The organism is Planomonospora algeriensis (assembly GCF_977012225.1).
In genome coordinates, this window is the sequence record NZ_CDRNDK010000831.1 from 1 (window position 1) to 1,483 (window position 1,483).

The window sequence follows — 1,483 nt, forward strand, 5'->3', positions numbered from 1 at the left end:
TGGCCGGCCTGGTCGCGCTGGTCCCGGCCCTGGTCAAGCTGCTCCCGCCGGGCACGCTGCGCGCCGGGCGCGGCCTGCCCACGGTGATCGTGCTGCGCGGGATCGCGGCCGGCACCGTCTTCGGCGGCGAGGTGTACCTGCCGCTCATGCTCACCCAGGAGCGCGGCCTCTCCCCGGCCATGGCCGGCACGGTGCTCACCGGCGGAGCGCTCGCCTGGTCGCTCGCCTCCTGGATCGTCGGGCGCAGGCCGTACGACCGGGTCCTGATCCTGCGGACCGGCCCGCTGCTGATCGCGGCGGGGCTGTTGATGATGGCCCTGACCGTCTTCCCGGACGTCCCGGTCGCCTTCGCCTTCGCCGGGGAGATCGTCATGGGCCTCGGGATCGGCAGCGTGTACCCCACCCTCTCGGTGCTCGTCCTGGAGCTGTCGGCGCCGGGGGAGGAGGGCGAGAACAGCGCCTCGATGGGCGTCGGGGAGTCGGCGTTCACGGTGATGACGGTCGCCGCGGTCGGCGCGATCGTCGCGGCCTTCGGCGCGGCGGGCCCCGTCTACCTGGCCTGTTTCACGCTGACCGCGCTGGCGGCGGTCACCGGCACGCTCGTCGCGGGCCGGGTCCGGACCTGACGGAGGCATGCCGGCGGCATGGCACCATGGGAAGAACGTGCCTCTTCCTCACGTTGGAGAGCAGGTCCCGCCTCCGGGCGGGATTCGCGTTCACGGCACGGGGAGACCAAGGGGAGTTCATGCCACGCGTATGCGAGCTGGAGGTGTACCGGCTGGTCCTGCCGTACGGCAGGCGACCGGAGAGCATCCTCGTCCGGCTCACCGACTACGGGGGCATGACCGGCTGGGGGGAGGTCGTCGACCCCGGCCCCGGGACCTGGCCGGTCCTGGTGGAGCGGCTGGCCGGGGAACTGGTCGGCGTCGACTGGGAGCACCCCGACGAGCTCGGCGAGATCCCCGGCGGCCCGGCCGCCGACATGGCCTGCTGGGACCTGTGGACCCGGATGCGCGGCGTCCCGCTGGCCCACGCCCTCGGCGGCAGCCGCACCTCGCTGACGGCCACCGTCAGGATCGGCGCCGAGCGCAACCTGGAGAGCCTGGTCGCCCGGGTCAACCGGCACGTCTGCGCCGGATACGCGCACATCACCATGGACGTCCACCCCGGCTGGGACATCGAGCCGCTGCGGGCCGTCCGCCAGGCCTACCCGGCCCTGGGCATCGGCCTGGACGCCCGCTCCGCCTACACCGACGTCGACGCCCTCGAGGCGCTGGACGCCTACGCGCCCTCCGTCATCGAGCGCCCGTTCACCAACCTGTCCGACCACGCCGACCTGCAGGAGCGCGTCGCCGCCCCGGTGCTGCTGGAGGTGTCGTCGGAGCGGGAGCTGGACGAGGCGATCGCCGCGGGCGCGGGCCGCGCGCTGCTGCTCCGTCCCGCAGCGCTGGGCTCCCTGCGGCGGGTGCGGCGGGTGCACGAC

General features: G+C 74.2%; 1 protein-coding gene and 1 pseudogene. Both read left to right on the forward strand.

Features of this window, described 5'->3' with window-relative positions; translation table 11 throughout:
- Positions 1-626: pseudogene (locus tag ACWJ6R_RS36175) on the forward strand (MFS transporter); the annotation flags it as partial.
- Positions 627-745: 119 nt separating this feature from the next.
- Positions 746-1,483, forward strand: a 738-nt coding sequence (locus ACWJ6R_RS36180; RefSeq protein WP_449066521.1) for an enolase C-terminal domain-like protein, incomplete at its 3' end; no start/stop codon positions are given.